Here is a 22876-nt window from a genome sequence, read left to right as displayed (position 1 = left end):
TCGTCCCTGATGCGTCCCTGAACCTTCTAGGACAGCGGCCGGCGGCTCGTGAGGAGTTCGCGGACCCGGCTGCCGGATCGGGCGGCCAGCGGCGGCGTGACCGTGCCGGCGCCCTCGCGGAGGCCGATGACGAACTCCTCCAGCGCGTCGATCGCGCTGCCGCGCGGCGTCCAGCCGAGTTCGTCACGCGCGCGGGAGCAGTCCATGATCGGCAGGCGCAGCAGGGCGTCGAACAGGCCCGGTGAGGCCGGGAGCAGGTTGAGCCACCAGCCGGCCGCGACCGCGGCGCGTACGAGGCGGGCGGGGACGCGTACCGGCCGTGCGTCCAGCAGCTCGGCGAGCTCGGGAGTGCCGATCACCGGGTCGGCCGCGACGTTGAACGCGCCGTGAGCGTCGCCGAGCGCGGCCAGCCGGTAGGCCTCGGCGACGTCCGCGGTGGTCACCACCTGGAACCGCAGGCCCGGAATGTCCGGGACGACCGGCAGTGCGCGGGCGTCGACGTTGGGCAGCAGCGGCCCGGCGAAGATCCGGCGCTGCTCCTGCGCCGCCTCCCGCTTGAAGATGAACCCGGGGCGGAGCCGTACGACGCGGATGCCCGGATGCTCGGCCTCGAAGGTGTCCAGGATCCGCTCCACGTACGCCTTTTCCCGTGTGTAGGAGGCGCCCGGCCAGCCGTCGGTCGGCCACGACTCGTCGACGGCCCGGTCCTTGGGCCCGGGGGAGTACGCGCCGACCGAGGACGCGCACACCAGCGAGCGCACGCCCGCCGCGGCCACCGCGTCGAAGACCCGCCGGCTGCCCAGGACGTTGGTGCGCCAGGTCGCCGCCGGGTCGTGGGTGGGCTGGAAGGCCCAGGCGAGGTGGACGACGGCGTCGGCGCCGCGGAAGAGCGGGACCAGGTCGGTCGTGGTGACGTCCGCGGCCGTCCACTCGGCCTTCGGCAACTCCAGGTCCGGAGTGCGCCGGGCGAGGCACGCCAGGGACGTGACGGCCGGGTCGGCCGCCAGGGCCTGTGCCGTGCTCGAACCGACGTTGCCCGTGGCGCCCAGAATGACGATCCTCATACAGGACCGCTACCCCGGATCGCCCTGGTCATGAGTGCCTGCCGTACGGACCTACCGAGGGGCGGCTACAATCGGGCCAGGCGGCGCCGGGCCGCCGTCAGGAGGGTGCGCAGGGTGTCCTCGTCGACGTCCTCGCCGATCTCGGGGTCGAGGAGCTCCTCGGCCAGCAGCCATTCGAGCAGGGCGATCCGCCGCCGGTGCAGGCTGATCGTCGCCTCGCGGTCATGGCCTTCCTCGTCGATCACACGGGCGGCGGAGGCGAGGAGTTCGTAGTGCTCGCTCAGGGACATGACGGCCAGCCCGGAGCTGACCGGGTGTTCGCGGATCTCCGAGTCGGGATGGTGCCGGAACGCGTCGTCGAGCCGGGAGTCCCCGGTCAGCCACCGGTCGAGGCGTGCCGCCCGCCCGGCGGGGTCGTCGGCGCCCTCGGGCAGGTGCCCCGACCGATCGGGGTCGAGCCAGGCATCCACCAGGGTGCGGTCGAGCCGTGCCACCGGCTCCTCGAACCGCCGCCGGACCGCCGCGACGTCCTCGTCCAGGACCTCGGCGATCCGCTCCCAGCTCGTTCCGCGCCGGCGTTCGCACGCGACGGCGTACGTCAGCGCCTCCGTGGCGCCGGCGACCAGCCGCCCGGAGACTTCGGCCAGCTCGCCGCGCGGGCAGCCGTATTCGTCGTGGGTGGGTACGAGCGAGGTCGCGAGGGCGCTGATCTCGGCCGCGCTGGCCGACAACGCGACCCGCACCCGCGCCTCCATGCTGTAGCTGAGGTCTTCATCCATGACACCGTGACGCCCTTCCTCCTGCCTTCTCATCCTCGCCCCGCTACCCCGGACGCCGAACACAAACGTTTCCGTCGTGATCGGCTCAGGCCGGGGCGGAAACGGGCGGAAATGATTCAAGCGGGTTGCATGAACCCTTCGAACGCGGGTAACGGGTTGGCCGGGAGGTAATGAGAAATGGTTCCTTTGATTCTGGTACTCCTGCTGGCCCTGATCCTGTTCGGGGCGGGCTTCGCCCTCAAGGCACTCTGGTGGATCGCGATCATCGTCCTCGTCCTCTGGCTGCTCGGGTTCGTCTTCCGCAGTGCCGGGTCGTCGGGCTCGCGCGGCCGGTGGTATCGCTGGTAGCCCACGCGTGAGTGCATAACAGAGCAGTACACGGCAAGGAGGCCCGTCACATCCGTGACGGGCCTCCTGACTCTTTCTGTCAAAAGCGGTTATCGCGCTTATCGGCCATTCGCGGTCCGCGCTCGGCCGGGGTCAGGGCGTCTGCGAGGAGCCGCCGTCATCGGGCGTCTCCGGTGGCGCCGCCGAGTGGACGTCCGGTGGACCGGCGCCGGCCTCGGCGGAGCGCTCCCCGGGCACCGGCCGGAGCGTGCCGGTCGGGGAGGGCGTCGGCGTGGGGCGGGCCGTCATCGCCGGCAGCGGGGCCACCGAGGACGTCGCGGTGGCCTCCGGAGTGGCCCGGTGGGAGGCCGGTGGCGTCGGCGTGGGACGTACGGGCGCCACGACCGGGTCGACGGACGTGCCCTGACCGGCCCTGCCGCGTACGGTGTTGGACAGCGGTTTGCCCGTGAACAGCTCGAACGCCGTGACGAGCCCCATCACGGCGAGGAAGACCCCCGCCGCCGCGCCGAGCACGACGTACCACTTCGGCCACGGCCGTGCCGGCGCCGCTGCTCCAGACGGCGGTCCGTCATCCGCGCCGGGGCCGCCGCCGACGCGTACCGGGATCTTCGCCGCGATCCGCGCCTTGCCGCGGTCCAGGAAGTGCTGGTAGACGGTGGCGCCCACGGTGGACAGCACGCTGACCGCCCCGGCCCCGATGAGAGTGCCGCCGACTCCGAAGTACGACGCCGCCACCGTCGCGGTGATCGTGGCGGCGCCGCCGGCGACGAGTTGCGTGATGCTCAGGTCGAGTCTGTGCTGGCCCGGCATGCTCCCCCCCCAGTGCGGCCCGGCGTGTCCCGGGTACCAGCCAACACCGGGCGGCTCCGGATCGGCCTCGCCTTGGCGTGCCCTTGACGCCGCCCTGCCCTGAACTGTTGGTTCGCCGGATGCCGGGGTAGCGCCCAGCCATCAGGAGGACGACGTCGGGAAGGGAGAGGAACGACGATGAAGGCACTGACCTGGCACGGGCGGCGCGACGTACGCGTGGACGAGGTGCCCGACCCGGCGATCGAGGCGCCGACGGACGCGATCATCCGGGTGACGACGACCGCGATCTGCGGTTCGGACCTGCATCTGTACGAGGTGCTCGGGCCGTTCATCGACGAGGGAGACATCCTCGGGCACGAACCGATGGGCGTGGTCGAGGAGGTGGGCGCGGAGGTCACCCACATCGGGCCGGGCGACCGGGTGGTGATCCCGTTCAACATCGCGTGCGGCCGCTGTTTCATGTGCGACCGGAAGCTGTACGCGCAGTGCGAGACGACGCAGGTCCGCGAGCAGGGCACGGGAGCGAGCCTGTTCGGCTACACCAAGCTGTACGGGCAGGTGCCCGGCGGGCAGGCGGAGTTCCTCCGGGTGCCGCAGGCCCACTTCGGACCGGTCAAGGTGCCGGAGGGCCCGCCCGACGAGCGGTTCGTCTACCTGTCCGACGTGCTGCCGACGGCCTGGCAGGCGGTCGCGTTCGCGGACATCCCCGAGGGCGGCAGCGTGACCGTGTTCGGGCTGGGGCCGATCGGGCAGATGTCCGCCCGCATCGCCCGCCACCTGGGACACCGCGTGATCGCGGTGGACGGTGTGCCGGAGCGGCTGGAGATGGCCCGCCGCCACGACATCGAGGTGCTGGACGCCCGGGACGGCGACGACGTGCCGGCCGCCGTACGCGACCTGACCGACGGGCGCGGCACCGACTCGGTGATCGACGCCGTCGGCATGGAGGCACACGGCTCGCCGGGTGCGAAGATCGCTCAGAGCCTCACGGGCCTGCTGCCCGACGCCGCGGCCGGAGCGCTCATGAAGAAGGCGGGCGTCGACCGGCTCGCCGCGCTGTACCAGGCCATCGAGACGGTACGGCGGGGCGGGACACTGTCGATCAGCGGCGTGTACGGCGGCATGGCCGACCCGCTGCCCATGCTGCAGATGTTCGACAAGGGCATCCAGGTGCGGATGGGCCAGGCGAACGTCAAGCGCTGGATCGACGACCTGCTGCCACTCGTCACCGGCGACGCCGACCCACTCGGCGTCGAGGACCTGGCGACGCACCGCCTGCCGCTCGACGAGGCGCCGTACGGCTACGAGATCTTCCAGAAGAAGAAGGACGGCGCCGTCAAGGTGCTACTGACGCCCTGACTGACCAGGTAGAGGCCCCCTCACCTGCATATAACGCCGTAGGTGAGGGGCCGCTTGGTGCCGGCCCGTGGCCCTTCAGAACGAGGCGGGCGAGAGAAGTGCAGGGGAATCGGTCAGCAGCTGGAATCGGTTGTCCTGGTGCTGGATGCGGCCGCCGGTGGGGTGGGTGAAGTGGGTGCCCAGCAGCAGGTCGTCGGTGGCGGCTAGTTCGGTGAGCAGGCGGTGGCGGGTCGTTCGTGCCTCGGCGGGGTCGACGTCGCCGACGCTGCCCATGCCGGGGTACGCCAGTTGCACGGGATGATGCAGGCTGTCGCCGCTGATCAGCGCGTTGCGGCCGGCGCCGGTCAGCTTCACCGACAGGTGGCCGGGCGTGTGGCCGCGTGTCGGTACCAGGCGGACACCGTCGGCCACCTCAAGGCCTGCGGCGGGGATGTCGAGCAGGTCGTACAGGCCGTTGTCACGGATGGGTCGCAGGGAGTCGCGGTGCGCCTGGGCGACTTCCTCGTCGCTTTCGGCGGTGGCGGTCCAGTAGTCCCATTCCCTGCGGTCGGTGAGGTAGCGGGCGTTCGGGAAGGTCGGTGTCCAGCGGCTGTCGACCAGGTGAGTGTTCCAGCCGATGTGGTCGACGTGCATGTGCGTAGTGATCACCAAGTCGACGGTGTCCGGGGAGAAGCCCGCGGCGGTCAGCCGGTGCAGCAGCGAGGTCTGGAGGTTGTCGGCGTCGGGTATTCGCCGGGGCTTGCCGTTGCCGATGCCGGTGTCGACCAGGATGCGCACGCCGTTCGTCTCGATCGCGAAGAGGTGTACGTGCATCGCAAAGGCTGTGCCGTCGGTGAAGTGGGGTTGCAGCCAGGGGCTTTGCAAGTGCTCCGGTGTGGCATCGGGCAGTAGCCACTGACTGGTCGCCGGCGACATGTCGATTTCGTCGATTCGGCGTACGACGACGCCTCCAAGGTCCCAGCCCAGGAAGGCCGGGGATACACGGCTTGTGTCCATCTTGAATCCATTCATCTTTTTTGACCGCCGGTTCCGTGGACGACTCTAGGAGTGTCGGTGTACTTCCGTAAGTACGTACCTTTTTGTAAGCTGGTGGCATGACGGTGAGCGAGCAGTTCAAGGACCGGCTTCCGGCGGAGACTTTCGCCAAGGACTGTCCGACGCGGCCGTTGATGGCCCAGGTGACCGGCCGGTGGGGCGCGTTGATCATCGCTGCGCTGGCTCCCGGACCGATGCGCTTCTCCGGCCTTCATCAGCACATCGGCGGCATCAGCCAGAAGATGCTGTCGCAGTACCTCAAGTCGCTGGTGCGGTACGGGCTGGTCGAACGCCTGGTGGAGCCGACCGTCCCGCCGCAGGTCACCTACAGCCTGACGCCACTCGGGCAGAGCCTGGCTCAGCAGCTGTGCGCGCTACTGGGCTGGTTCAGCGCCAACACCCCGGCGCTGGAGGCCGCCCGGCAGCGCTACGACGGTGCCGACTCCCTGGACCGGTAGCGTGCCGCGGGTCGGACAGGCGGAGAATCTCGACATCGATCAGCGAGACTCCTGCTTCACGCATAGCGATCGAGGGCGCCGGGCCGTCCCTGGGCCGTCACAGGCTGGCCACGGGCGACCAACAACAGCCGATGACCGCTGCTGACATGCAGGTCAGCTAGCGGGTACGCCTGGGGCTCCGCATGTCGCGGATCCACCGGATCAGTTCTTCCAGAAGAAGAAGGACGGCGCCGTCAAGGTGCTGCTGACGCCCTGACGGGCAGGGCCGACGGGCCTTCGCCCGGCCCATGGACCGTGCGGAGGCGCGTCCGGGCGCTCAGGTCGCGTGGGCGTCCATCGGGCGGCCGAGCAGGTGGGCGATGAGCGCCCGGAACTGCTGTGAGGGGCGCAGGCCCAGCTCGCTGCCGGCCAGCCGCCGGTACACCTCGTACTGGCGCAGCGCCTCGGCCGGGTTGCCCTCGGCGAGGTGCACCCGGACGATCGCGCGGTGCGCGCTCTCCCGCAGCGGCTCGCAGTCGATGGCCGCCAGACCGGCCTCCAGCGCCGCGTCGAACCGGCCGTACCGGCAGTGCCGCGTGCACAGGGTCTCCAGCGCGTGCAGCCGGACCTGCCGGAACCACTCGCGCGTCGGCAGCAGCCACTCATCGGCCCAGTCGGGCAGCACGTCCTGCCGCAGCACCGCCAGGTCCAGGTCCCACGCCGCGTCCGGGGCGGACGACAGGGCGGCGGTCTTCGCGTGGACCGTGTGGACGTCGACGACGGTGTCCCGCCGCAGCTCCAGCCCCCGTACGGTCGACAGGACCGGCCCGCCGCCGTGCTCCCGCCGCAGCCGCCACAGGGCCGACCGCAGATTGGCCGCGGGGCGCGGGTCGGGATAGTCCGGCCATAGGGCCCGTGCCGCGGTCGCCCGGTTGACCAGGGCACGCCGGGTGGCGAGGTAGGCGAGCAGCCGCTGCGCGGACGGGCTGGCGGCGATGCTCCGGTCGCCCTGCCCGAGCTCGAACCCACCGAGCAGACGCACCGTGTAGCCGGCGGTGACGTGCTCTGCCTGCGGCATGGCGGCCATCGCGTCCTCCGGGTGGCGGAAGTCGAAATACGCACTTGAGACGTCGCCTACCCGCTATGAGGCAAATGCCCGTCTGTGTACTGGTAAGGCCGTGGTGACGGAGCGTGGTCTCCGGTCGCGTGTCACGGGCCCGTCACCGCCTCGGACGGCCGGTCACCGGCGTCCGGGTCTCGCCGGGGCCGGGGCGTTCGCGGGGGCGGCGACGCGAGGGTGACGGACCGGAGACGAGTGCTGCATAGCGTCCTCCACGTCTGAAGGATTCGGCCGTCCGTGTCCTCGCGGCACGGGCCGGCATCGCTCCGCCCGCCCAACCGATCGTGAGGAGTGACCTTGTTCCGGCACACCGACCACCTGCAGTTCGACGCCAAGCCTGAAAAGCCCGACCCTGTGTTCGCGCACAAGCTTCAGGAGCTGATCGGCGGTGCGTACGGCGAGATGACCGTGACGATGCAGTACCTGTTCCAGGGCTGGAACTGCCGGATGCCCGGCAAGTACAAAGACCTGATCATGGATGTGGCGACCGAGGAGATCGGTCACGTGGAGATGCTCGCGGTCATGGTCGCCCGTCTCCTGGAGGGCGCTCCCGCCACCGCCACGACCAAGGCGGCGATGGCCGACCCGGTCATCGGTGCCGTCATCGGCGGCATGGATCCCCAGCAGGCGATCGTCGCCGGCGGCGGGGCCATGCCGGTCGACAGCAACGGCTACCCCTGGAACGGCAAGTTCATCGTCGCCAGCGGGAACCTGCTCGCCGACTTCCGCGCCAACGCCGCCGCCGAGGCCCAGGGCCGTCTCCAGACGGCCCGGCTGTACAACATGACCGACGACCCGGGCGTCAAGCACATGCTGAAGTTCAACCTCGCCCGCGACACCCTCCACCAGAACATGTGGCTCAAGGCGATCGAGGAGCTCCAGGCCGACGGTCTGGAACCCACCACCGTCGCGCCCAACGCCCTCCTGGACGAGGAGTACGCCGAACACGCCCAGACGATCTGGCACCTGTCCGACGGTGCCGCCGCCGCCGAGGGCGGCTGGGCGACGGGCCCGCAGCCCGACGGCGAACACGAGTTCACCTACCTGATGGACCCCGAGGCGCTCGGCGACCTCGCCTCCGCACCGCCGCCCGACCCCAAGCTGTACGCCACCTACGACGGCAGCATGGGCGAACCCAAGGGCCCCGTCCTCGGCACCGAGACCGGCCCCCTGGGCAAGATCAAGGACAAGCTCACCTGAGATCCGAGCGGTGCCGGAGGTCCTCGTGGTCTCCGGCACCGGGTTTCTCCCGGCTCGCCCCGGCCGAGGTTCCGCGGCCATGAGGAGAACAGGTGACCTTCGTGCTCGATCCGGCTCAGTACCAGCAGACCTCGCCACCGGTCGCGCCCCGCCCGGTGGCCGCGCCGGACGTCCCCAGGACCCGGCGGATCCGTCGTATCGCCGGCATGTGCGGACCGGCGTTCATCGTCTCCGTGGCGTACGTCGACCCGGGGAACTTCGCGACCAACATGTCCGGCGGCGCCCGCTACGGGTACCTGCTGCTGTGGGTCATCGCCGTCGCCAACGTCCTGGCGATGTTCGTCCAGGCCCTGTCCGCCAAGCTCGGCATCGCCACCGGGCGTACCCTGCCCGAGCTGTGCCGCGACCACCTGCCGCGCCCGCTGACCTGGATGCTGTGGGCCCAGGCCGAGCTGGTGGCCGCCGCCACCGACCTGGCCGAGTTCGTCGGCGGGGCGATCGCGCTCAACCTGCTGTTCGGTGTCGCCCTGCTGCCCGCGGCGGCGATCACCGCGGTCGTCTCGTGCGCGCTGCTGACGCTGGCGCCCCGCGGACGCCACGGGTTCGAGGTGGTGATCGGGGGCATGCTGGCGATCGTCCTGGCCGGGTTCCTGTACCAGGCGCTGCGGGCCGGGTCGTTCGCCGGGGCCGCGGGCGGGCTCGTCCCGCGCCTCGCCGGCCCGGACAGCCTCCTGCTCGCGACGGGCATCGTCGGCGCCACCGTGATGCCCCACGTGATCTACCTGCACTCGGCGCTGACCCGCCGCGACTCCGGCCGTACGGCGCTGCGGTCGAGCCGCGTGGACATCGTCGTCGCACTCGGCGTCGCCGGGCTGGTCAACATCACGATGCTGACCGTGGGCGCCGCCGCCTTCCACGGCCACGACCCCGGCGGCCTGCGGGCCATCCACGACGGCCTCGGTGACGTTCTGGGACCCGGCGCGGCGGTGGCCTTCGCCGTCGCCCTGCTCGCCTCGGGACTGGCCTCCTCCAGCGTCGGAACGTACGCGGGGCAGGTCATCATGGAGGGCTTCCTGCGCCGGCGGATCCCGGTCCTCGCCCGCCGGCTGTTCACGATGGCCCCGGCCTTCGCGCTCCTGGCCGCCGGTGTGGACCCCACCCGGGCACTGATCCTCAGCCAGGTGGCGCTGTCGTTCGGCATCCCGTTCGCGCTGGTGCCGCTGATCGCCCTGACGAGCCGGCGGACGCTGATGGGCGACCTGGTCAACGGCCAGCGTACGGTCGTCGCCGGCGCGGTCGTCACCGCCCTGATCACCGCGCTCAACGGCTTCCTGATCAGCCAGGCGCTGGCGGGCTGATCCCGTTCGCCGTGGCCGGCGGCGTCGCGGGCGGGGGTGGCGCGGGGGCGGGCTGGGTACTGCTACGGCAGGCAATTGCACAGTTCAGGGGGGGAATCGTCATGATCAGCATGCTCCGCAGAGCGGGTATCTCGTCCTCGATGCTCTACACCGCCGGGTTCGCGTCCATCGGCATGTCGGTGGCGTCCTGGATGATGTCCCGCAACATCGAGTCCCGTGGCCTCGCCCGCGCGGACCGGTGGGGCATCTTCGTCGGCCAGTGGGCCCCGACCTTCTTCGCGCTCGGCAACGCGATGCGAATGGAGGAGGAGCTCGGCGAGACCATGCCGTCGGAGCGGGTGGAGAGGATGAAGAGCCGCGCCCGCGAGAAGATGCCGGTCAGCTGACCTGGTTTCGGGGGCCGGCCGTATCGGTATGACGGCTGGACCTGGTGCGGGGAGCCTGGCCGTACCGATGTGACGGCTGGATCTGGTCCGGGAGGGCTGGGGCCGGGTGTGACGGCTGGATCTGGTCCGGCGGAGGCTCGGGCCGTACCGGTATGACGTCGGCCACCGCTGGGCATCTCCCCAGGAAGAAGACCTTCGGCGCAGCCCGGCGCGGCGGACACGATCACCAGGATCGAGAGCGTCCCGGGGGTCGCCGGCATGGGGCGGCTCCCGGGCGGCCGGGCGGGCGTCACGGGACGCGACGGTGCCTCCTGGCGGGAGTGCGGGTGGCCATCGGCGTCGTACGGGCGGGGACTCCTTCCGTGGATGGAACCTCTTCCGTTCGGAGCCGGGAAGGTGCGGTCTGGTGGGCAGGAACGGTCGGACGATGGGGGTCGAGGAGGAGTTCCTCCTGGTCGACCCCGTCACCCGCCGTACCTCGCCGCACGCGGCGGCGGTGCTCGCCCGGGCGGCGAAGGCGTCGCTGCCGGAGGTGGCGTTCCAGGCGGAACTGGTCGCCACCCAGGTCGAGGCCGCGACCGGCGTGTGCGATGACCTGGAGACCCTCCGCCGGCAGCTCGGGGCCGCCCGTACCTGCCTGTCGAGCGCGGCGCGGGCCGAGGGAGTGCGACTGGTCTCGACGGGCAACCCGGTCCTGCCCGGACGCGCGGCGCCGTTCATGCCCGGCGCGCACTACGCGCGGATCGCCGACATCCTGGCGGGCACGGTCGTCGGCCACGAGGCCTGCGGTTGCCATGTGCACGTCGGCGTCCCGGACCGCGAACTGGCCGTCGGCGTGCTGAACCATCTGCGGCCCTGGCTGCCGACGCTGGTCGCACTGTCGGTCAACTCGCCGTTCGACCACGGGCGCGACTCGGGGTACGGGAGCTGGCGGATCCAGGTGCTGGCGCGGTTTCCCGGCGGCGGCGTTCCGCCGAGGTTCGCCTCCGCCGCCGCGTACGACGAGTTCCTCGACCGCATGGTCGAACTCGGCGTCCTCGCGGACCGGGCGACGACGTTCTGGCTGGCCAGACCCTCGCCGAGGCTGCCCACGATCGAGGTACGGGCGAGCGACGCGGCGGCGACGGTCGACGAGGCGGTGCTGCAGGCGGCCCTCGTACGGGCACTCGTGGTGACCGCCCTCGGCGAGCTCGCCGGGGGCAGGGAGGCGCCGCCGGTCGGCGAGCAGTTGTGCACGGCCGCGCTGTGGTCGGCGGCCCGTTACGGCCTGACCGGCCAGGGCATCCACCCGATCGAGGAGCGCCGGACGACCGCCCGTGACCTGCTGGAGGAACTCCTGCGCCGGATCCGCCCCGCCCTGGAGGAGACCGGCGACCTGCGGGCCGTCCGCGCCCTGATCCGCAAGATCGGCTACGGCGGCACCGGCGCGGCCCGCCAGCGCATCGCCGCCGTCCACGGCCTGCGAAGCGTCGTCGACATGCTCGTCCAGCAAACGGGCCGCCCGTGATGCTGTCAGGGAGGGAGGGACATCGTGACGTCGAATATCGTCGTCGCTCCGCTGTTGCCGGAGGCGCGTGGGCCGCTGTCGGCGGCGGTCGTCTCCGCGCTGCGGGACGGCACGCCGGCCTCCGTGGTCAGGTTGGATGCGGCCCTTTTCGGCGCGGACCCCTTCGGTGAGGATCTGCAGCTCGCGCTCTACACCTGTTACGAGCTGCACTATCGCGGTTTCGACCGGGTCGACCCTGAGTGGGAGTGGGAGCCGGGGCTGCTGCGGCTGCGGGCCGGGATGGAGCGGGTCTTCCTCGGCGCGATCCGCAGGGAGGTCCCGGGGGGCGACGACGTGGAGGCCGCGCTGCGCCGGGTGACCGCCGAGGCCACCGAGCCCACGGGGGTGAGCGCCCACCTGCGCGATCACGGCGAGTGGTGGCAGTTGCGCGAATACCTGGTGCACCGCTCGATCTACCACCTCAAGGAGGCCGACCCGCACGCCTGGGTGATTCCGCGGCTGCGCGGGCAGGCGAAGGCCTCGCTCGTCGCCGTCGAGTACGACGAGTTCGGGGGCGGGCGCGGGGACCGGATGCACGCGCGGCTGTTCGCTGAGCTGATGCGGGAGACCGGGCTCGACCCCGCGTACGGGCGCTATCTCGACGTGGTTCCCGCCGTGACGCTGGCGACCGTGAACATGATGTCGCTGTTCGGCCTGCACCGGGCTCTGCGCGGAGCGATGGTCGGGCACTTCGCGGCCGCCGAGATCAGCACCCCGCCCAGCGCCCAGCGGTTGGCCGACGCCCTCGAACGCCTGGGCGCCGGGACACGTGCCGGTGTGTTCTTCACCGAGCACGTCGAGGCCGACGCCGTGCACGAGCAGGTCCTCCGCCGCGACGTCGTCGGCGACCTCCTCGCGGCCGAACCGTACCTGGCCGAGGACGTCGTATTCGGCGCGCAGGCGACCGCGATGCTGGAGGACCGGCTGAGCGGCCGGCTGCTCGGCGCCTGGCGCGCGGGCGAGTCGTCGCTCCGCGCCCCCGTCCTCGCCTGATCCTGTTCCGATCGGCGGGCCGCCGGACGGCGCGGTTCATCGAGAACCCAAGAGATCTCCACGGCTTCTTGAACCGTCGCCTGCGTATTTTTGCACCATAAATGCGGTATGTGCTGTTCGTGTGGCTTTTCAGGCCGCCGGGCGTCTATCGACCGCAGGGTGACACCTGGCTTCTGGCCGAGGCCCTGCGCACCGTACGGCTCGGAGCCAGGGTGCTGGATGTCGGCACCGGCACCGGAGCCCTGGCGCTCGCCGCCGCGCGCAGCGGTGCCGGTCAGGTGATCGCCGTGGACGTGTGCGCCCAGGCCGTGTTCTCCGCACGGGTCAACGCGTGGCTCCGGAGGCTTCCCGTACGGGTGGTCCAGAGCGATCTGGTGGACGCCGTCCGCGATGAGGCGTTCGACCTGATCCTCGCCAACCCGCCGTACGTCTGCTCCACGGCCACCGATCCCGTCCGGCCGCGCGGGCCCAAACGCGCCTGGGACGGGGGTGCCGGCGGGCGCGTCGTCCTGGACCGTCTCTGCGCCACTGCGCCCGCGCTGCTGGCCCCGGGCGGCACGCTGCTGATCGTCCAGTCGGCGCTGTGCGGGATCGACAGCACCGTGGACCTCCTCCGTACGGCCGGCCTGCGCGTGACCGTCGGGCCGCGCCGCCGCCAGCCGTTCGGCCCGGTGATGATGGCCCGGGCCCGCGACCTGGAGGAGCGCGGGCTGATCTGCCCCGAACAGCGCTATGAGGAACTGGCGGTGATCCGTGCCGAACGGCAACGATGAGCCGCCCCCGGACCCCGGCGCGGCGTCATACGAACAGCCCGGCGCGACGCCGTGTGGGCACCGCGGCGCGGTCCGCAGGCGCGTGGTCGTCGTACCCGCCGGGCCCATCCTGGTCGAGGGACCGGTCGAGATCGTGCTCGCCGACGGTACGACGGTCGTCTCCGACCGTTTCATGGTCGCGATCTGCGCCTGTGGCCGGAGCCGCCGCTTTCCGCTGTGCGACACGAGCCACCGCCGCCGCCCCCGCCGGCGCTGAGGGGCCGCCGGGTCAGAGCGTGAACCTCGGCTCGTATGTCGATGCTCCCGGCTACCGTCAGGGATCCGGTGACGATACGGTCGCGCCTTCCGCCCTCGCGGTGAAGGCGGTGTCGAGGGGCGAGGAGGGGCCGATGGGTACGGCGGATGACGGCGTGGCCGCCGCTCGTGCGGGCGACGAGTCGGCGTTCACGGCGCTCGTCGAGCGCCATCAGCGGGAACTGCGGGTGCACTGCTACCGGATGACGGGCTCACTGGAGGAGGCCGAGGACCTGGTGCAGGAGACCTTCCTGCGTGCGTGGAAGAACCTCGATGGCTTCGCGGGCCGCTCGACGTTCCGCGCCTGGCTGTACCGCATCGCGACGAACGTCTGCCTCGACGCGCTCGATGGGCGGGCGCGCCGGGCGCTGCCGCACCACGTCGAGGGGCCCTCCGACCCGAGAGCCGGCCGCCCGCCGCGTACGGACATCGCCTGGTTGCAGCCGTTTCCCGACCGGCTGGCGCCGGCCGATGCCCAGCCGGAGGCGGTGGTGGTGGCCCGCGAGACGATCGAGCTGACCTTTCTGGCCGCGATCCAGCGGCTGCCGCCGAGGCAGCGGGCCGTGCTGATCCTGCGCGATGTCCTCGGCTGGCCGGCCAGGCAGACCGCCGAGCATCTCGACGGCAGCGTGGCGTCCGTGAACAGCGCGCTCCAGCGGGCTCGTGCGACGATGCGCGAACACCTGCCCGAACGCCGCCTCGACTGGCGGGCGGCGGCCGAGCCCACACCACGGGAGCGCGCGGTGCTGCGGCGGTACATGGACGCGGTCGAACACGCCGACGTGACCGCGATGGCCGGTCTGCTGGCCGAGGACGTACGGACGACGATGCCGCCGTACCCGATGTGGTTCCAGGGGCGCGGCGCCGTACTGGCCGCGCTGGCCGAAGGCTGGAACCCGGCCTCTCCCGCGTACGTGGGGCGGTTCGCGATGCTGCCGGCCGCCGCCAACCGGCAGCCGGCCGCGGCGGCCTATCTGCGCGAGCCTTCATCACCGGTCTACCGCGCCGCCGCGATCGCCGTCCTGCGGATTGAGGGGGACCTGATCGTGGAGGCGACCGCGTTCCACGATTCCGGCCTGTTTCCGGCGTTCGGCCTGCCGCTGGAACTGCCGTCCGCGCACCGATGAGTTTCTCTGCGGCCCGCCGTCTCAACGGGGTACCCGACCGCTTCCACGGAGGTACCTCATGGGAAAGCTGCTGTACTCGGCCACGATGTCCCTCGACGGCTTCATCGCCGGTCCCGGTGGGGACATGTCCTGGCTCACGCGCCACCTCGGCCCGAACCCGGAGATCGACGAGCTGATCGGCCGGATCGGCGCCCTTCTCGTCGGCCGCCGCACCTTCGGCGGCGACGATCCGCACCGGGGGACCGACAAGGAGGGCAAGGCGTTCGGCGGCGGCTGGGAGGGACCACAGTTCGTCCTCACCCATCACGCGCCCGAAACGGTGATCCCGGGCGTCACGTTCGCCGGTGACCTGCACACCGCCGTCAAGGCCGCCAAGGCCGCGGCGGGCGACAAGTACGTCAACATCCTCGGCGCCGACGTCGCCCGGCAGTGCCTGGAAGCCGGAGTGCTGGACGAGATCATCATGATCGTCGCCCCGGTGTTGCTCGGTGACGGCGTCCGCATGTTCGCCCGGCCGGACGGGGACCCGGTCGACCTCGAACAGATCCGCGTCACCGAGCTGCCGCACGTGACCAACCTGTGGTTCCGCGTACGGTCCTCGTGAGAGATACGCCGCCGCGCTGATCGCCGTGTCCGGAGCAGGGCGGCCCACCGGCGTCGGGGTGCCGGTGAGCCGTGTGCCCGGTGTCGTCAGCCCTGGGAGGTGCCGATGGCGCGGGCCGGTCCCGGGGCCGGGCGGTAATACGTCTCGGTGAGCCACCACAGCGGGCCGGCCACGAACGGGCCGGTGACCAGCGTCCACAGCCACCACGGTTCGGTCCAGTGAAAGCCGATCAGGCTGATCAGCGTCCAGATGGCGAACTGCACCGCCGTTCCCGCCAGCCACAGGGCGCTCACTCCGCGCAGGGCGTTGACCAGGCCGGAAGGTGCGGCTCCTCCCGGTACGACGCGCATCGCCCGGCGGAGGTCGCCGCGGGTACGGGCGTTCGCGACGTGGGCCAGGGTGGTCTTGGCGCGCTCGTCGTCCAGCGAACCGGCGTACGCGGCGTCCTCGACGCGGTGGCGGGCGTGGTCGCGCTCGGTCTCGTCCAGCGCGACCTGGTCGGGGCGCAGCAGCCGCTGGGTCAGTGTGGCGATCTCGCGCAGTTCGACGTTCATCGTGGGTCTCCTCTGTTCGTTCCGGCGAGACCAAGCCTCCAGCGGCGACCGGGTCGGCGCCCTGGCTCCAGGAGGCGTCCTCGGGTGCGGCTGGGCGGTCGGCCGCATGGTGTCGCCAGGTCCACCTGCTGCGCGCGGCGTGGACTATGACGGGTGTCATGATTATCATGACGAACGTCATAACGGGGCTTCGCGGGAGGGCGCATGGACATCGGGTTCGCCGGCTTGGGGCTCATGGGGCGGCCCATGGCGCTCAACCTGGCCCGCGCGGGCACGCCGCTCGTCGTCTGGAACCGTACGGCCGCCAAGTGTGAGGAGCTCCGTGCCGCCGGCGCGCGGGTCGCCGCGAGCGCCGCCGAGCTGTTCGCCCGTGCCCGGACCGTCATCCTCATGCTCGCGAACGAGGACGCCGTCGATCAGGTGCTGGCCCGGGGCACCCCGGACTTCGGCGCGCGCGTCGCCGGGCGCACGATCGTACATATGGGCACCACCTCGCCCGCGTACTCGCGCGGGCTCGAGGCCGACGTCCGTTCCGCCGGCGGCGTCTACGTCGAGGCCCCGGTCTCCGGGTCGCGTACGCCCGCCGAGGAGGGACGGCTCGTGGCCATGCTGGCCGGTGACGAGGCCGCGGTGCGCGCGGTACGCCCGTTGCTGGCGCCCATGTGCCACGAGACGACCGTCTGCGGGGCGGTCCCGGGAGCCTTGTACATGAAGCTCGCCGTCAATCTGTACCTGATCACGATGGTCACCGGCCTGGCCGAGGCGGCGCACTTCGCCGAGCGGCACGGGCTGGACATGCGGCGTTTCGTGGAGGTGCTCGACAACGGGCCGATGGCGAGCCCGGTCTCCCGGGGAAAGGCTCACAAGCTTCTCGCTCAGGACTTCGCCGCCCAGGCGGCGGCCGCCGACGTCCTGATGAACAACCGGCTGGTCGCCGGCGCCGCGCGTGAGTCCGGCCTGGCCTCGCCGCTGCTGGACGTCTGCCACGCGCTGTACGAGGAGACCGTCGCGATGGGCCACGGCGGGGCGGACATGGTCGCGGTCGTCCGCGCGATCGAGAAGCGTACGGCCCGGCACGCCGCCGTCACGCCCGCGGGCCGAGGGGAAAACGCATGGCCGTGATCCGAGCCGTCCGGACGGGGGATGCCGCGGCGCTCGCGGCGATGTTCGGGCGCTGCTCGCGTGAGACCCGCTACCGCCGCTTTCACGGTCCCGTCGCCGAGATTCCAGCGTCCTACCTGCGGCGCTGTCTCGACGGGCCGCATCGGGCCTTCGTCGCCGAACCCACGGGCGGCGGCGACATCGTCGGCCTCGCCAGCTCGGGTCCTGCCCTCGACGACCCGTGCGTCCACGAGGTGGGTGTCCTCGTCGAGGACGCCTGGCAGCGCCGGGGCGTCGGAGGGCTGCTGCTCGCCCGGCTGTTCGCCGACGCGCACGCCGCCGGGGTGGAGCGGATGCGCTTCGAGCTCTGCCGGTCGCAGCCGTCCCTGATCGCGTACGTGTACGCCCGCGCGGACGTCGTGGCGAGCAGCGCGTCGGGCTGCGACCTGACGGTCGACGTGGCCGTTCCGGTGCCGCCGCTCAACCGGCGTAGGAGTCCAGCACCGGCGCGAGCTCGCTGACGACGGTGTCGAGCCGGCCGACGTCGCGGCACACCCGCGCCAGCATGATCGCGCCCTCCAGCGCACTGATCATCAGGGTGGCCAGGCCTCGTGCCCGCTCGGCCGGCACGTCCATGCGCACCAGCTCGTCCACCACGGCCTGCTCCCAGCGGCCGGCGGCGGCGCGCAGCGGTTCGTTGACCGGAGAGTCGCCGCCGGCCAGCTCCGCGGCGGTCGCCATCATCGGGCAGCCGCGCTCGTAGCGGCGCGCGGTCAGTTCCTCCCGCCACTGCCGCGCCATGTGCGCGAACAGCCCGGACGGCGACGGACTCTCGGCGTGCCGCCCGTACGAGGTGACCCACCGCGCCGCGTAGTCGGCCGACCAGGCCAGCGCCTCCCCGACGAGCTGGTCCTTGCCGCCGGGAAAGTAGTGCTGGAACGACCCGCGGGGCGCGTTCGCGTGCGCCACCACGTCGCGTACGCCGGTCGCCGACACCCCGCGCGACCGCACCAGCTGCGCGGCGCTGTAGACCATCCGCTCCCGCGGCGGCCGCTCCTCGCCCGACACGGACTCCCACCTTCCATGACGTATGTCATAGAGAGTAGTCGACCCGCGCCATCCGGTCGGCGGTGGAAGAGAGGACGCGGGACCCGTGGGCCCGCCGGCGCCCGCTGATCCTCGGTTGGGCTTTCGGGTCTCGCACTGGAAGGTTGATGACCATGGACATCAACTGCGTGATCGTCGACTCCGCCGACCCGGACCGGCTGGCGGCCTTCTGGAGCGAGCTGCTCGACCGGCCGGTGACCGGGCGGATCGGGCCGTACGTCTGGCTCGAACGCAGGAACGGGCTGGGCGTCGGCTTCCAGCGCACCGACGGCTCCAAGGCCGGGAAGAACCGGCTGCACCTGGATCTGGAGTCGGAGGACCCGGCGGCCGAGCAGGCGAGGGTGGAGGCGCTGGGCGGACGGCGGCTGACGGAGTACGACCCCGGAGGCTTCCTCGTCATGGCCGATCCCGAGGGGAACGAGTTCTGCATCATCCCCCAAGGCTCGTTCGAGCTCGACGACGAGGGGAATGCCGACTACCTGACCGGCGCCCCGAAGGCCACCTGACCCCTCGTCAGCCGACGCGGACGGGGAGTGTACGGGGGCCGCGGACCTGGCCGGCGGCCCAGGTCACCGCGGACGGGTCGTCGAGGGTGAAGACCGGGATCCGTTCGAGCCAGACCTCCAGGGCGACCCGGAGCTCCATGCGCGCCAGGTGCGAGCCGACACAGCGATGGATGCCCAGCCCGAACGCCGCGTGCCGGTTGACCTCCCGGTCGATCACGACCTCGTCGGCGCGGTCGAACTGCGCGGGGTCGCGGTTGGCCGCGGGGAAGGACAGCAGCACCCAGTCGTCGGCCTTCATCTGGGCGCCCGACCAGTGCGTGTCCTCCTTGACCAGGCGCGCCATGGTGACCGGTGCGTAGGCGCGGAGGAACTCCTCCATCGCGGTGGGCAGCAGGCCGGGTTCGGCGACGAGGCGCTCGCGGTCGGCGGGGGTCTTGGCCAGGTGCCACAGCGACGCGCCGATCGCGCTCCAGGTCGTGTCGATGCCGGCGATGAGCAGCAGGGCCATCGTGCCCGCGACGTGCGACGGCGCCAGCTTCTGACCGCCGAACTCGGCGTCGACGAGGTAGGTCGTCAGGTCCTCGCGGGGGTTCGCGACGTGGTCGCGGATCTGTTCGAGCAGGTAGTCGAACAGCTGCTCCATCCGGGCGATGCGCTCCTCCGGCGGCAGGTTGACGCCTTCGAGCGTGTTCTCCACGAACTCGCGGAACCGCGGCCCGTCCTCCGGAGGGAAGCCGAGCATGTCACCGATGACGCGCATTGGGATGTGCTGGGCGTAGTCGCGGGCGGCGTCGATGACGTCCTGCCCGGCGAGCCCGTCGATGAGGGAGTGGCAGAACGCCCTCGTGGCCGGTTCCAGCCTCCCGACCGCGGTCTTGGTGAAGGCGGGCAGGAGCAGCTTGCGCGCGTCCCGGTGGAACGGCGGGTCGGAGGAGATCGGCGGCGTGCCGCCCACCGGCGCCAGCTCACGAGGCGGCCGGAAGTTGCTCATGATGATCGACCGCGAGGAGAAGTGCTCGGTGTCGTACGCGATCGACGCGACGTCCTCGTACCGCGTCGGCAGCCACCCTCCGCCGAATCGGTCGGTATGCGCGATCGGGCAGCGCTGCCGCAGGTCGTCCAGGATCGGGTACGGGTCGGCGGCCCACTCGGGCTCCAGGTGGGAGAAGTCGGTCGCCCAGTCCGCGACCGGGCCGGTGACGATCTCGCTGCGCGTGCCGAGCGGCTGGTCGTCCCGCAGCTCCGCGTAGTTCTTGGCGAACCGGTCGGTCATGTCGTCAGCCCTCTTCGAGGAGGTCGATCGCGCGCTCGGGACAGTTCGACGCGGCCAGGCGCGCGTCCGGCTCCCGGCCCGCCGGGACGACGCCGTCGCCGAGGACCGTGCCGTAGCCCTCGTCGTCGTCCCCGAACACCTCGGGGGCGAGGTCGTAACAGCGGCCGTGCCCTTGGCAGCGTCCGGAGTCGATCTGTACTTTCACGGCGTCGTCTCCTCTGCGCGCGTGTCGGTGGTGGAAGACCGGGCACCCGTCTCCGGGGTCACGGACCGGCGGGAGAACCGGAGCGCTCCGTCGTCGATGCGCCCGTACCGCAGCTTGAGCACGTCGTGCGCGTAGCTCATGCCGAGCTGCCACGGAGGCCGCGACCCGGCCTTGGGGAACTCATCGATGGAGCGCAGTACGTACCCGGCCTGGAAGTCCATCAGCGGGCGTTCGGTCACGGTGGGGTCGTCGTTGTCCGGGACGCACCGGTCGTACCCGTGGGCGTCCATGTGGCGCAGCAGCCGCACGACGTACTCGCTGACCAGGTCGGCCTTGAGGGTCCACGACGCGTTGGTGTACCCGATCGTGAAGGCGAAGTTCGGCACGCCGCTGAGCATCATGCCCTTGTACGCCATGGTCTCCGGCAGCGCGACGTCACGGCCGTCGACGGTGAGGCGTACGCCGCCGAGCGGCAGCAGCCGCAGGCCGGTGGCGGTGACGACGATGTCGGCCGTCAGCTCGATGCCGGACGCGAGACGCAGCCCGTTCTCGGTGAACTCCTCGATCCGGTCGGTGACCACCGACGCCCGTCCGCCGCGGATGGCGGCGAACAGGTCACCGTCGGGCGCGACGCACAGCCGCTGGTCCCACGGCTGGTAACGCGGTTTGAAGTGGGTGTCGACGTCGTACCCCGGCGGCAGCAGCCGCGCCGTCGCCCGGCGGATGATCGACCGGACCACGCGCGGCCGACGGCGGCTGAGCCGATAGAACAGCGAGGTCGTCACGACGTTCTTCCACCGCGTGACCGGGTACGCGCGGCGGTCCCCGAGCAGCCGCCGCAGAACGCCCGCGATCGCGTCCTCGGACGACAGCGCGATGATGTACGTCGGCGAGCGTTGCAGCATCGTCACCCGGGCCGCCCGCTCGGCCATCGCCGGTACGAGCGTCACCGCCGTCGCGCCGCTGCCGATCACGACGACGTCCTTGCCGGTGTGGTCGAGATCGTCCGGCCAGTGCTGCGGGTGGACGACGGTGCCCCGGAACCGCTCGACGCCGGGGAAGTGCGGCGTGTGGCCGGCGTCGTAGCGGTAGTAGCCACTGCAGGCGTACAGGAAGCGGGCGGTCAGGCGTACCGTCTCGCCCTCGTGGACCGCCTCGACCGTCCAGCGGGCGTCCGCGCTGGACCACTCCGCGCGGACCACCCGGTGCCCGAACCGGACGTGCCGGTCGATGCCGGCCTCGGTGGCGGTGGCGCGGATGTAGCGCAGGATCGACGGGCCGTCGGCGATGGCCTTCGCCTCCGTCCACGGCCGGAACCGGTACCCGAGGGTGTTCATGTCCGAGTCCGACCGTACGCCGGGGTACCGGAACAGGTCCCAGGTGCCGCCGATCGCGTCGCGGGCCTCCAGGATCGTGTAGGTCCGTCCGGGAAAGGCCGACTGGAGGTGGTACGCCGCGCCGACGCCGGACAGGCCCGCTCCGATGATCAGGACGTCGAAGTGCTCGGTCACCAGGGCACCCTCCTTGTCGCGGGTACCGTCAGGGAGCTCGTCGTCATGGCCGGGCCTCGGCCGTCACGGTGGTGGGCGGCGACGCGGGGGACCGCCGGCGGCGTACGACCGCGAGGCCGCCCTTCGCCGGAGCGTTGGCGACGCCGCGCGAGTGCCACCGCTCGTCGCGTTCGGCCGTCGGCACCAGCGTGAAGTCACGCAGCAGCGTGCGCAGGGTGACGTTCATCTCCATGGTCGCGAACGCCGCGCCGACACAGCGCCGCGTGCCGCCGCCGAACGGGATCCACTGGTGCAGGTCCGGCTTCGCGTCGAGGAAGCGGTGCGGGTCGAAGGCCCGCGGGTTCGGGAAGATCGACTCGTCGTCGTGGATCAGCGAGATGCCGACCAGAACCGTGGACCCCTTCGGCAGGACCCACGGCCCGAGTTCGAAGACGTCGGCCGTGACCTTCCGCCCGACGAGGTCGATGACCGGGCGGGTGCGCTGCACCTCCAGGATCGTCGCCTCGCGCAGCGCGTGGCCGCCCGCGTCGTTCTCCGCGACGAGCTCCCCGAGCAGGTCCGGGTGCCGGCGGAGCCGTTCGACCGCCCAGGCGAGGGTGGTCGCCGTCGTCTCGTGCCCGGCGGCGAGCAGGGTGAGCAGCTGGTCGGCGATCTCGCCGTGGCTCATCCGGGAGCCGTCCTCGTAGCGGCTCTGCAACAGCAGCGCGAGGACGTCGTCGCGCCGGTCGAGGTCGTCCTGTTCCGCCTTGGAGATCAGCTTCTCGACGATCGCGTCGTACTCCCGGCGCGCGATCCAGAACCGCCCCCAGGGACTCCACCGGCCGAGGTCGACCTTGGGCAGGGGCAGGACGGCCAGCCGGGAGCCGAGCGCGACGGCCGACGGGAGCAGCGTGCGCAGCCGGGCGAACTCGGCACCTTCCGCGCCGAACACCGCGCGCAGGATGGCGTTCAGCGTGATGCGCATCATCGACGGCAGCGTGGCGAACGCCTGGTCCTGCGGCCAGGAGGCCATCTCGCGCACGGCCTCCTCCTCGATGATCTCCTCGTACGCGGTGAGCCGGCGGCCGTGGAAGGGCGGGACCAGCAGCTTGCGCTGCTCGCGGTGCTCCGCTCCGGTCAGCGCGAAGAGCGAGCCGGGCCCGAGCACGCGCCCGAGGTTGGGCTCGACGTTCTCCACGACGTCGGGCCCCGCGGTGAACAGCTGCCTGACCTGCGCGGGGGCGCTGATGACCGTGGCCCGGCCGAAGACCGGCACGTTGACGGAGAACGCGTCGCCGTACCGGTCGCGCATGCGCCGCATCCCGCGCATGGGTGCGAGAAGGGAGAAGAGGCCCTGCAGGAACCGGGGGCTCGGCGGGCCAGGAGGGAGCGTCGCGGTCGTCATGT

26 protein-coding genes are annotated in these 22876 nt (G+C 71.7%); 15 read left to right on the top strand and 11 right to left on the bottom strand.

What is annotated here, in order from left to right:
• Window positions 1–26: 26 nt before the first annotated feature.
• Window positions 27–1064 carry an NAD-dependent epimerase/dehydratase family protein gene (locus OG417_RS49065; RefSeq protein ID WP_329245134.1) on the bottom strand — a complete coding sequence of 346 codons (1038 nt, stop codon included), beginning with the start codon at window positions 1062–1064 and terminating at the stop codon, window positions 27–29.
• 65 nt (window positions 1065–1129) lie between these two features.
• Window positions 1130–1843 carry a hypothetical protein gene (locus OG417_RS49060; RefSeq protein WP_329245132.1) on the bottom strand — a complete coding sequence of 238 codons (714 nt, stop codon included), beginning with the start codon at window positions 1841–1843 and terminating at the stop codon, window positions 1130–1132.
• A 177-nt stretch (window positions 1844–2020) separates the two neighbouring features.
• Here OG417_RS49060 and OG417_RS49055 point away from each other — a divergent pair, with 177 nt between their 5' ends.
• A complete protein-coding gene (locus OG417_RS49055; protein ID WP_329245129.1) occupies window positions 2021–2191 on the top strand; it encodes a DUF5670 family protein in 171 nt (56 codons plus the stop codon).
• 132 nt (window positions 2192–2323) lie between these two features.
• On the opposite strand, the gene OG417_RS49050 is transcribed toward OG417_RS49055, so the two are convergent.
• A complete protein-coding gene (locus tag OG417_RS49050; RefSeq protein WP_329245126.1) occupies window positions 2324–3001 on the bottom strand; it encodes a hypothetical protein in 678 nt (225 codons plus the stop codon).
• Between the two features lie 177 nt (window positions 3002–3178).
• On the opposite strand from OG417_RS49050, the gene OG417_RS49045 reads away from it, so the two are divergent.
• Window positions 3179–4360 (top strand): zinc-dependent alcohol dehydrogenase, encoded by a 1182-nt coding sequence (locus OG417_RS49045; RefSeq protein WP_329245124.1) that lies wholly within the window; start codon window positions 3179–3181, stop codon window positions 4358–4360.
• A 75-nt stretch (window positions 4361–4435) separates the two neighbouring features.
• Here OG417_RS49045 and OG417_RS49040 read toward each other — a convergent pair whose 3' ends face one another.
• A complete protein-coding gene (locus tag OG417_RS49040; protein WP_329245121.1) occupies window positions 4436–5173 on the bottom strand; it encodes an MBL fold metallo-hydrolase in 738 nt (245 codons plus the stop codon).
• Between the two features lie 281 nt (window positions 5174–5454).
• Here OG417_RS49040 and OG417_RS49035 point away from each other — a divergent pair, with 281 nt between their 5' ends.
• Window positions 5455–5853, top strand: coding sequence for a winged helix-turn-helix transcriptional regulator (locus tag OG417_RS49035; protein WP_329245119.1), 399 nt, complete (start codon window positions 5455–5457; stop codon window positions 5851–5853).
• Between the two features lie 316 nt (window positions 5854–6169).
• On the opposite strand, the gene OG417_RS49030 is transcribed toward OG417_RS49035, so the two are convergent.
• Window positions 6170–6910, bottom strand: coding sequence for an AfsR/SARP family transcriptional regulator (locus tag OG417_RS49030; protein WP_329245116.1), 741 nt, complete (start codon window positions 6908–6910; stop codon window positions 6170–6172).
• A 339-nt stretch (window positions 6911–7249) separates the two neighbouring features.
• Here OG417_RS49030 and OG417_RS49025 point away from each other — a divergent pair, with 339 nt between their 5' ends.
• The 9 genes from OG417_RS49025 (at window position 7250) to OG417_RS48985 (ending at window position 15233) form a co-directional block, all read left to right on the top strand.
• The gene (locus tag OG417_RS49025) at window positions 7250–8152 is read left to right on the top strand and encodes a manganese catalase family protein (RefSeq protein ID WP_329245113.1); all 903 of its coding nucleotides are present in this window, start codon (window positions 7250–7252) and stop codon (window positions 8150–8152) included.
• A 92-nt stretch (window positions 8153–8244) separates the two neighbouring features.
• Window positions 8245–9510 carry an Nramp family divalent metal transporter gene (locus OG417_RS49020; RefSeq protein WP_329245112.1) on the top strand — a complete coding sequence of 422 codons (1266 nt, stop codon included), beginning with the start codon at window positions 8245–8247 and terminating at the stop codon, window positions 9508–9510.
• 101 nt (window positions 9511–9611) lie between these two features.
• Window positions 9612–9896: a hypothetical protein gene (locus tag OG417_RS49015; RefSeq protein WP_329245108.1), complete on the top strand. Its 285-nt coding sequence runs from the start codon at window positions 9612–9614 to the stop codon at window positions 9894–9896.
• Between the two features lie 406 nt (window positions 9897–10302).
• The gene (locus tag OG417_RS49010) at window positions 10303–11403 is read left to right on the top strand and encodes a carboxylate-amine ligase (RefSeq protein ID WP_329245103.1); all 1101 of its coding nucleotides are present in this window, start codon (window positions 10303–10305) and stop codon (window positions 11401–11403) included.
• A gap of 24 nt (window positions 11404–11427) precedes the next feature.
• Entirely contained in the window at window positions 11428–12435 is a 1008-nt protein-coding gene (locus OG417_RS49005; protein ID WP_329245100.1) for an iron-containing redox enzyme family protein, read from the top strand.
• Window positions 12436–12554: 119 nt separating this feature from the next.
• A complete protein-coding gene (locus OG417_RS49000) occupies window positions 12555–13208 on the top strand; it encodes a HemK2/MTQ2 family protein methyltransferase (RefSeq protein ID WP_329245097.1) in 654 nt (217 codons plus the stop codon).
• Window positions 13189–13464, top strand: a complete 276-nt coding sequence (locus OG417_RS54710) for a CDGSH iron-sulfur domain-containing protein (protein WP_442875627.1) — start codon at window positions 13189–13191, stop codon at window positions 13462–13464. Before OG417_RS49000 ends, OG417_RS54710 begins: the two co-directional genes overlap by 20 nt.
• Before the next feature lie 133 nt (window positions 13465–13597).
• The gene (locus tag OG417_RS48990; protein ID WP_329245094.1) at window positions 13598–14629 is read left to right on the top strand and encodes a sigma-70 family RNA polymerase sigma factor; all 1032 of its coding nucleotides are present in this window, start codon (window positions 13598–13600) and stop codon (window positions 14627–14629) included.
• A gap of 58 nt (window positions 14630–14687) precedes the next feature.
• A complete protein-coding gene (locus tag OG417_RS48985; RefSeq protein ID WP_329245092.1) occupies window positions 14688–15233 on the top strand; it encodes a dihydrofolate reductase family protein in 546 nt (181 codons plus the stop codon).
• An 86-nt stretch (window positions 15234–15319) separates the two neighbouring features.
• On the opposite strand, the gene OG417_RS48980 is transcribed toward OG417_RS48985, so the two are convergent.
• Complete coding sequence (locus tag OG417_RS48980; protein WP_329245089.1) at window positions 15320–15787, bottom strand: hypothetical protein; 468 nt, start codon at window positions 15785–15787, stop codon at window positions 15320–15322.
• A 204-nt stretch (window positions 15788–15991) separates the two neighbouring features.
• Here OG417_RS48980 and OG417_RS48975 point away from each other — a divergent pair, with 204 nt between their 5' ends.
• Together OG417_RS48975 and OG417_RS48970 are read left to right on the top strand one after the other, a co-directional pair.
• On the top strand, window positions 15992–16909 hold the full coding sequence (locus OG417_RS48975; protein WP_329245086.1) for an NAD(P)-dependent oxidoreductase: 918 nt from the start codon (window positions 15992–15994) through the stop codon (window positions 16907–16909).
• Complete coding sequence (locus OG417_RS48970; protein ID WP_329245083.1) at window positions 16900–17409, top strand: GNAT family N-acetyltransferase; 510 nt, start codon at window positions 16900–16902, stop codon at window positions 17407–17409. Before OG417_RS48975 ends, OG417_RS48970 begins: the two co-directional genes overlap by 10 nt.
• Here OG417_RS48970 and OG417_RS48965 read toward each other — a convergent pair.
• A complete protein-coding gene (locus tag OG417_RS48965) occupies window positions 17369–17956 on the bottom strand; it encodes a TetR/AcrR family transcriptional regulator (protein WP_329245080.1) in 588 nt (195 codons plus the stop codon). The two genes, OG417_RS48970 and OG417_RS48965, sit on opposite strands and share 41 nt — an antisense overlap.
• A gap of 152 nt (window positions 17957–18108) precedes the next feature.
• Between OG417_RS48965 and OG417_RS48960 the strand changes: the two genes are divergently transcribed.
• Window positions 18109–18501: a VOC family protein gene (locus OG417_RS48960; RefSeq protein WP_329245078.1), complete on the top strand. Its 393-nt coding sequence runs from the start codon at window positions 18109–18111 to the stop codon at window positions 18499–18501.
• A gap of 7 nt (window positions 18502–18508) precedes the next feature.
• Here the strand turns inward: OG417_RS48960 and OG417_RS48955 are convergent, their stop codons facing one another.
• Genes OG417_RS48955 through OG417_RS48940 form a run of 4 tightly spaced genes read right to left on the bottom strand, consistent with a single transcriptional unit; the run spans window position 18509 to window position 22874 of the window.
• The gene (locus tag OG417_RS48955) at window positions 18509–19774 is read right to left on the bottom strand and encodes a cytochrome P450 (protein ID WP_329245076.1); all 1266 of its coding nucleotides are present in this window, start codon (window positions 19772–19774) and stop codon (window positions 18509–18511) included.
• 4 nt (window positions 19775–19778) lie between these two features.
• On the bottom strand, window positions 19779–19979 hold the full coding sequence (locus OG417_RS48950; protein ID WP_329245074.1) for a ferredoxin: 201 nt from the start codon (window positions 19977–19979) through the stop codon (window positions 19779–19781).
• Window positions 19976–21490 carry a flavin-containing monooxygenase gene (locus tag OG417_RS48945; protein WP_329245071.1) on the bottom strand — a complete coding sequence of 505 codons (1515 nt, stop codon included), beginning with the start codon at window positions 21488–21490 and terminating at the stop codon, window positions 19976–19978. The genes OG417_RS48950 and OG417_RS48945 overlap by 4 nt, the downstream gene beginning before the upstream one ends.
• 43 nt (window positions 21491–21533) lie before the next feature.
• Entirely contained in the window at window positions 21534–22874 is a 1341-nt protein-coding gene (locus OG417_RS48940) for a cytochrome P450 (RefSeq protein WP_329245069.1), read from the bottom strand.
• Between the last annotated feature and the right edge of the window lie 2 nt (window positions 22875–22876).

This window comes from Actinoallomurus sp. NBC_01490, assembly GCF_036227085.1.
Classification (GTDB): domain Bacteria; phylum Actinomycetota; class Actinomycetes; order Streptosporangiales; family Streptosporangiaceae; genus Actinoallomurus; species Actinoallomurus oryzae.
The sequence above is the reverse complement of the archived record's forward strand: the minus strand, read 5'-3'. Positions and strand labels throughout refer to the sequence as shown.

Excerpts from the sequence above, each read along its gene's own strand:
- OG417_RS49065 (WP_329245134.1), bottom strand. The coding sequence starts at position 1,064 with ATGAGGATCGTCATTCTGGGCGCCACGGGCAACGTCGGTTCGAGCACG.
- OG417_RS49060 (WP_329245132.1), bottom strand. The coding sequence starts at position 1,843 with ATGGATGAAGACCTCAGCTACAGCATGGAGGCGCGGGTGCGGGTCGCG.
- OG417_RS49055 (WP_329245129.1), top strand. The coding sequence starts at position 2,021 with ATGGTTCCTTTGATTCTGGTACTCCTGCTGGCCCTGATCCTGTTCGGG.
- OG417_RS49050 (WP_329245126.1), bottom strand. The coding sequence starts at position 3,001 with ATGCCGGGCCAGCACAGACTCGACCTGAGCATCACGCAACTCGTCGCC.
- OG417_RS49045 (WP_329245124.1), top strand. The coding sequence starts at position 3,179 with ATGAAGGCACTGACCTGGCACGGGCGGCGCGACGTACGCGTGGACGAG.
- OG417_RS49040 (WP_329245121.1), bottom strand. The coding sequence starts at position 5,173 with ATGCACGTACACCTCTTCGCGATCGAGACGAACGGCGTGCGCATCCTG.
- OG417_RS49035 (WP_329245119.1), top strand. The coding sequence starts at position 5,455 with ATGACGGTGAGCGAGCAGTTCAAGGACCGGCTTCCGGCGGAGACTTTC.
- OG417_RS49030 (WP_329245116.1), bottom strand. The coding sequence starts at position 6,910 with ATGCCGCAGGCAGAGCACGTCACCGCCGGCTACACGGTGCGTCTGCTC.
- OG417_RS49015 (WP_329245108.1), top strand. The coding sequence starts at position 9,612 with ATGATCAGCATGCTCCGCAGAGCGGGTATCTCGTCCTCGATGCTCTAC.
- OG417_RS48990 (WP_329245094.1), top strand. The coding sequence starts at position 13,598 with ATGGGTACGGCGGATGACGGCGTGGCCGCCGCTCGTGCGGGCGACGAG.
- OG417_RS48985 (WP_329245092.1), top strand. The coding sequence starts at position 14,688 with ATGGGAAAGCTGCTGTACTCGGCCACGATGTCCCTCGACGGCTTCATC.
- OG417_RS48980 (WP_329245089.1), bottom strand. The coding sequence starts at position 15,787 with ATGAACGTCGAACTGCGCGAGATCGCCACACTGACCCAGCGGCTGCTG.
- OG417_RS48975 (WP_329245086.1), top strand. The coding sequence starts at position 15,992 with ATGGACATCGGGTTCGCCGGCTTGGGGCTCATGGGGCGGCCCATGGCG.
- OG417_RS48970 (WP_329245083.1), top strand. The coding sequence starts at position 16,900 with ATGGCCGTGATCCGAGCCGTCCGGACGGGGGATGCCGCGGCGCTCGCG.
- OG417_RS48960 (WP_329245078.1), top strand. The coding sequence starts at position 18,109 with ATGGACATCAACTGCGTGATCGTCGACTCCGCCGACCCGGACCGGCTG.
- OG417_RS48955 (WP_329245076.1), bottom strand. The coding sequence starts at position 19,774 with ATGACCGACCGGTTCGCCAAGAACTACGCGGAGCTGCGGGACGACCAG.
- OG417_RS48940 (WP_329245069.1), bottom strand. The coding sequence starts at position 22,874 with ATGACGACCGCGACGCTCCCTCCTGGCCCGCCGAGCCCCCGGTTCCTG.